This window comes from Shewanella sp. A22 (assembly GCF_053850585.1).
The window spans coordinates 22,462-29,016 of the sequence record NZ_JBSQBN010000055.1 but is presented as its reverse complement, the minus strand read 5'-3'; the positions used below and the strand labels follow the sequence as shown (position 1 = coordinate 29,016).

The 6,555-nt window shown below is 40.2% G+C and carries 4 protein-coding genes; 1 reads left to right on the top strand and 3 read right to left on the bottom strand.

All coding sequences use genetic code 11. The annotated features are described in order from the left end of the window. Positions 1–518: 518 nt before the first annotated feature. Positions 519–1,580: a recombinase RecA gene (gene recA / locus ACWXWT_RS11435; RefSeq protein ID WP_456041711.1), complete on the bottom strand. Its 1,062-nt coding sequence runs from the start codon at positions 1,578–1,580 to the stop codon at positions 519–521. Positions 1,581–1,865: 285 nt separating this feature from the next. Here recA and mutS point away from each other — a divergent pair, with 285 nt between their 5' ends. Beyond that, positions 1,866–4,445 carry a DNA mismatch repair protein MutS gene (gene mutS, locus ACWXWT_RS11430; protein WP_456041710.1) on the top strand — a complete coding sequence of 860 codons (2,580 nt, stop codon included), beginning with the start codon at positions 1,866–1,868 and terminating at the stop codon, positions 4,443–4,445. 86 nt (positions 4,446–4,531) lie between these two features. Here the strand turns inward: mutS and rpoS are convergent, their stop codons facing one another. After that, a complete protein-coding gene (gene rpoS / locus ACWXWT_RS11425) occupies positions 4,532–5,503 on the bottom strand; it encodes an RNA polymerase sigma factor RpoS (protein ID WP_456041709.1) in 972 nt (323 codons plus the stop codon). An 80-nt stretch (positions 5,504–5,583) separates the two neighbouring features. After that, on the bottom strand, positions 5,584–6,504 hold the full coding sequence (locus ACWXWT_RS11420; RefSeq protein ID WP_456041708.1) for a peptidoglycan DD-metalloendopeptidase family protein: 921 nt from the start codon (positions 6,502–6,504) through the stop codon (positions 5,584–5,586). Positions 6,505–6,555 lie beyond the last annotated feature (51 nt).

The window sequence follows — 6,555 nt, the reverse complement described above, 5'->3', positions numbered from 1 at the left end:
TTATTCGCATTTTTTTCTTGTTTGGAGAGGTTAAGTATTTCTTTATCAGTAAGAGAAGTCATACATAAAGATTAATAAGAGGTGATACTTTGATTAGATCACATTTTAATCATAATTGGTATTATTTAGGATTATCTTTTGAATGCGTGGCTACTTCATATCAAAAAGATTAACAAAGAAAGTTCGCTATTTCACAACCGCCATTACGGCCCAAATGCCATTAGTATAGCTTGGCTTACGACACCAGCAGCTATTTCAATTGTACACGGCACTGTAACGACATCTAAAATTGATCAGATTCAATAAGAGTTAGAATTAGATTAGCTTATACGGAAGGTGCATAAATTAATGTTAAAATATAAACAACGTCGATACTACCATTAAGCAATTATCTGATAGTTAATCAAGCGTATAAGTCATTTATTAACACTAATCCTTAGCGCATTGATACTCACGGTTATGGTTAGAAAATTCGCGGCACGCAAGATACGCTGCCGCGATTAATTCAACTAGCTGACTTAGAAAACTTCCCCTGTTTCAAGATCAATATTCTCATCAGAATCTGTGCTTGAGCCTGATGCGCCAGGAGTTGCCAATAACATAGCACGTAAAGTAGTATCAATTTCATTGGCAATAGCAGGATTTTCAGTTAAGAACTTACCAGCATTGGCGCGGCCTTGACCAATTTTCTCACCTTTGTAGCTATACCAAGCACCCGCTTTATCAACAAGCTTATGAGCAACACCTAAATCGACGAGTTCACCAGTTCGATTAATCCCTTGACCATAAAGAATTTGGAATTCAGCTTGCTTAAATGGTGCTGCAATTTTATTTTTAACCACTTTTACGCGAGTTTCGTTACCAACAACTTCATCGCCATCTTTAATTGCACCAGTACGACGAATATCCAAACGCACTGAAGCATAAAATTTAAGTGCATTACCACCGGTTGTCGTTTCTGGGTTACCAAACATAACACCAATTTTCATCCGGATTTGGTTAATAAAGATAAGTAAAGTATTTGATTGCTTAAGGTTACCAGCTAATTTACGCATCGCTTGGCTCATCATTCGAGCTGCTAGCCCCATATGTGAATCACCGATCTCGCCTTCAATTTCAGCTTTTGGTGTTAACGCTGCAACGGAATCGACAATGATGACATCAACAGCACCAGAGCGAGTTAACGCATCGCAAATCTCTAACGCTTGCTCACCGGTATCGGGCTGTGAACAAAGTAGATTGTCGATATCGACACCGAGTTTTTTCGCATAAATAGGGTCGAGAGCATGTTCCGCATCAATAAATGCACAGGTCTTTCCTTCACGTTGTGCTGCAGCGATAACTTCAAGAGTTAACGTCGTTTTACCTGATGATTCTGGGCCGTAGATTTCAACGATACGTCCCATTGGTAAACCACCAGCACCGAGTGCGATGTCCAATGAAAGCGAACCTGTAGAGATAGTTTCAACATCCATTGTGCGATCTTCACCCAATTTCATAATTGAACCTTTACCAAACTGCTTTTCAATTTGGCTTAAAACGGCGGCTAGCGCTTTCTCTTTATTTGGATCGACTTTCATTATAAAACCCTCTTAAGGCATTCAATACATTTAGTAAAATGCTATTTACATTTAGGTGAAATGATTAAGTACATTTCAATATGTTCATCAGTATACTGTATAGTCATACAGTATCAAGTGCTGATCGCATTTTTTTTCAAACCTTTAATATTTGCCTTTTTACATCAGTATTTTACCCCAAGTGAATTTTTTATATGAATCTATTTATACGCTCGAGGTAAATCTTGTTAAGATTAGCGCCATAAAGATCCACGCCCCAAAATTGATAACAGTGAAGTGTTCATAATGACAGTAATTGATACCAACGATTTAGAAAAACACACCCCGATGATGCGTCAGTATCTACGCTTGAAAGCTGCCCACGCAGATATGCTCTTGTTTTATCGAATGGGTGATTTTTACGAATTGTTTTACGAAGATGCTAAACGTGCTTCTGATTTGTTGGGAATATCACTAACCGCTCGCGGGAAAAGTGGTGGAGACCCCATTCCCATGGCTGGCATTCCTTATCATGCGGTTGAGGGCTATTTAGCCAAATTAGTGCAAATAGGCCAATCTGTCGCTATTTGTGAACAAATTGGTGATCCTGCAACATCAAAAGGGCCTGTAGAACGTCAAGTCGTACGTATTGTTACGCCAGGTACCTTAACAGATGAAGCTTTACTTCAAGAGAGACAAGACAACTTATTGGCGGCACTTTATCAAGGCAAACATGGCTTTGGCTACGCTACATTGGATATTTCTTCTGGTCGTTTTGTTATTGCTGAGCTACCAAGTCGCGAAGCATTAGAGGCAGAACTACAACGAACTCACCCCGCAGAATTGCTGTATAGCGAAGATTTTACTGATATGTTATTAATCAATAATATGTCGGGTACCCGCCGCCGTCCAGAGTGGGAGTTTGACTACGATACTTGTGTGAATTTATTACTCAATCAATTTGGTACAAAAGATCTACATGGCTTTGGTATTGATGATGCTCGTTTGGCGTTACAAGCTGCCGGTTGCTTAATGCAGTATGTTAAAGACACCCAAAAAATGGCTTTGCCTCATATTAATTCGATTGTGCGTTTCAATCAGTCTGAATCGATCATTCTAGATGCCGCAACTCGTCGTAATTTAGAACTCACCCAAAATTTATCTGGTGGGCATGAAAACACTTTAGCGTGGGTGTTGGACAATACGGCAACCCCAATGGGAAGCCGTATGTTACAGCGTTGGATCCATGAACCGTTAAGGGATCGCAAAACAATTCAATATCGTCATAAGGCAGTTAACGAGCTCATTGAACTCGACTTATATCAAACGCTACATGACCAACTAAAAAGCTTGGGTGACATAGAACGTATTATGGCACGTTTAGCATTACGCAGCGCCAGACCACGTGATTTCTCACGTTTAAAACAGGCATTAACACTTTTACCTGATATCCAGCAAACATTATCAATATGTCAGCAACCTCGGTTAAGCAGATTGGTTCAGCTATTAGGTGAATTTCCAGAGCAACATAACTTATTAGAACGAGCCATTGTAGACAACCCTCCGATGTTAATTCGCGATGGGGGGGTTATCCGTACGGGTTACAATAATGAACTAGACGAGTGGCGCAAATTAAGTGAAGGCGCCAGTGATTATTTAGTTGAGCTTGAGGCCCGAGAAAAACAACAAACAGGAATTAACACCTTAAAAGTGGGTTATAACCGAGTTCATGGTTATTATATTGAAGTTAGCCGTTTACAGTCCGATAGAGTGCCGTTGAGCTATCAACGTCGTCAAACGCTAAAAGGAACCGAGCGTTATATCACCCCAGAACTCAAAGAATATGAAGAAAAAGTCCTTTCAAGCCAGGGAAAAGCACTCGCACTTGAAAAGCAACTTTGGGAACAGCTGTTTGACTTGTTATTACCTAAACTGCAAGAATTGCAGCAATTTGCCACCGCGGCCGCTGAATTAGATGTGCTGAGTAACTTTGCCGAACGAGCTGAAACCTTCAACTACCAGTGCCCACAAATGACAGATGATATTGGTGTGCAGATTGATGCTGGACGTCACCCTGTGGTCGAACGAGTCAGCCAAACAGCATTTATTGCCAACCCAGTAGTGTTATCTCCACAACGTCAAATGTTAATTGTCACAGGCCCCAATATGGGGGGTAAATCAACTTATATGCGTCAAGTGGCATTAATTACGCTAATGGCACACATAGGTTGCTTTGTTCCAGCGGATTCGGCCCAAATTGGTGAAATCGATCGTATATTCACCCGTATTGGCGCATCTGATGATTTAGCCTCAGGACGTTCAACCTTTATGGTTGAAATGACCGAAACCGCCAATATTCTGCATAATGCAACGGCAAACAGCTTGGTGTTAATGGATGAAATTGGCCGAGGTACATCAACCTATGACGGTTTAGCGCTCGCATGGTCTGCCGCAGAATATTTGGCAAAAAATGTAAGCGCATTGACATTATTTGCCACCCATTACTTTGAACTAACTCAGCTCCCTGAATTGTTACCATCTGTGGTTAATGTGCACTTAGACGCAATTGAACATGATGACACGATTGCCTTTATGCATGCAGTGCAAGATGGGGCGGCGAGTAAAAGTTACGGATTGCAGGTGGCTGCATTGGCAGGTGTGCCGAATCAAGTGATAAAGGCGGCCAAACATAAATTATATCAACTTGAAAACCGCGATATAGGATCAGCAGAACAATCACCACAGCAGATCAGCATGAATTTATTAGCCCCTATACCAGAAAGCCCCTCTCTGGCCATGGACAAACTTGAGCAAATCAATCCTGATGATTTTACACCTAAACAGGCACTGGATTTATTGTATGAGCTCAAAAGCTTACTAAAATAAATACATCACGTTATGAATTTGTCGCACAAAAAAGGACACTCCATGTGTCCTATATTATTTAGCAAGTCGAGGCGGTTAAAAAAAATTCAATCCCTAAAAAGTGCCTCTACCGATAACCCCTGTGAACCGAGTAAATCTTTTAAGCGCTTTAATGCTTCAACTTGAATTTGGCGAACACGTTCTCGAGTTAAGCCAATTTCAGCGCCAACATTTTCTAAAGTTGAAGGCTCATATCCTAACAAGCCAAACCTTCTGGCTAATACTTCGCGTTGCTTAGTGTTTAACTCATTTAACCAACCAACAATTGAATTAGATAAATCTTCATTTTGTACACGATGATCTGGGCCGACTGAATCATCAGCGGCAATGACATCGAGTAATGCCTTTTCATTATCTCCCCCTAATGGCGAATCTACAGATGTGATTCTTTCATTAAGTTTGAGCATTCGGCTAACATCACCAGTAGATACATCAAGTTTCTCAGCTATTTCTTCAGCTGTCGGTTCGTGATCAAGCTTTTGGGCTAATTGCCTTGCGGTGCGTAAATAGACATTTAATTCTTTTACCACATGGATAGGAAGACGAATCGTACGTGTTTGATTCATAATGGCACGTTCAATGGTCTGTCTAATCCACCAAGTAGCATAGGTTGAAAAGCGGAAGCCGCGTTCTGGATCAAATTTTTCGACAGCCCTAATCAAACCCAAATTGCCTTCTTCAATAAGATCGAGCAACGCTAAACCACGATTATTGTATCTTCTAGATATTTTAACGACGAGACGTAAATTGCTTTCTATCATGCGATTACGAGATTTTTCGCAACCTTTGAGGGCTTTACGTGAAAAAAAGACTTCTTCTTCTGCGGTAAGCAGTGGAGAAAAACCAATTTCACCTAAATATAACTGAGTGGCATCAAGATTTTTTTGTAAATCGTCTTGAACTTTTTCTTCTATTTCGAGTTGCTGTACTAAATCGCCATTTTTGGCGGCTACCTCTTGTGGTTGTTTAGCTAGATCGACAAGATGTTCTGCTGAAGCAGTACTATTTTTGCGGCTCATAATTGCTCTCCCAAACCTAAATTTTGTGGTATGTAATCTACTTCACTTGCTTATCCTCCGCTTTTAATGTTGCTAAACTATTACTGTTTAGGTAGATATCGTAATGGGTTGACAGACTTACCATGGTAACGAACTTCAAAATGAAGCATCACTTGGCTAGCCCCTGTACTGCCCATTGTTGCAACTGTCTGTCCAGCATTAACATATTGCTTTTCTTTAACCATAATCTTGTCGGTATGAGCATAAGCACTTAAAAAATCATCATTGTGTTTGATAATCACTAAGTTGCCATAACCTCGTAACGCATTACCTGCATACACGACTCTTCCATCTGCTGCAGCTTTAATAATATCGCCGCGATTACCAGTAATCTTAATCCCTTGATTGCCTTGTTCAGATGCCGAAAAATATTTAATTATCCGACCTCTAACTGGCCAGTGCCATTGCTGAACTTGCTGTGGCAAGTTTGTAATGGCGCTGTTTAAATTTTGGTTAACACTATGTTGGGTAGTTGTTACAGAATACGCAGGCTTGACTTTGTGATCAAGTATTTTTTTCGTTGATGTTGAAACTGCCGTAGCGCTTGACTTTGGCTTAATTAATTTTGACTTTGAGGTGTTCTGTTTCGAGATAAATGGTTTTGAAATGGCCTGAGTTTGTGCAAAATTAACATTTTCTTTAGGCGTTCGAGCGAGGGATGATGATCGCTTTTTTGTTGCAGCTAACTTAAGTATCTGTCCTGGATAAATAATATAAGGCGACGATAAATGATTTAAATGAGCTATATCTACAAAATTTCGACCCGCGCCCCAAGCAATAGAATACAATGTGTCTCCCTTTTTCACTTTGTATTTGTCGCTTTTTAATGACCCCTTATGATAACGAGGACCATAATTTTTCGACGATAAACTATCAACTGGCGCAGGGTGATCAGCTTGAAAGCTACATCCTGAGAGCATAATGGCTAATACGCAAAAGTTTGGCCAACCAGTATTCATCAAACAAGGTCCTTAAAGGGAAAATATATGATTGCTAAGCTAAACAAACTTGTT

Excerpts from the sequence above, each read along its gene's own strand:
- recA (WP_456041711.1), bottom strand. The coding sequence starts at position 1,580 with ATGAAAGTCGATCCAAATAAAGAGAAAGCGCTAGCCGCCGTTTTAAGC.
- rpoS (WP_456041709.1), bottom strand. The coding sequence starts at position 5,503 with ATGAGCCGCAAAAATAGTACTGCTTCAGCAGAACATCTTGTCGATCTA.
- mutS (WP_456041710.1), top strand. The coding sequence starts at position 1,866 with ATGACAGTAATTGATACCAACGATTTAGAAAAACACACCCCGATGATG.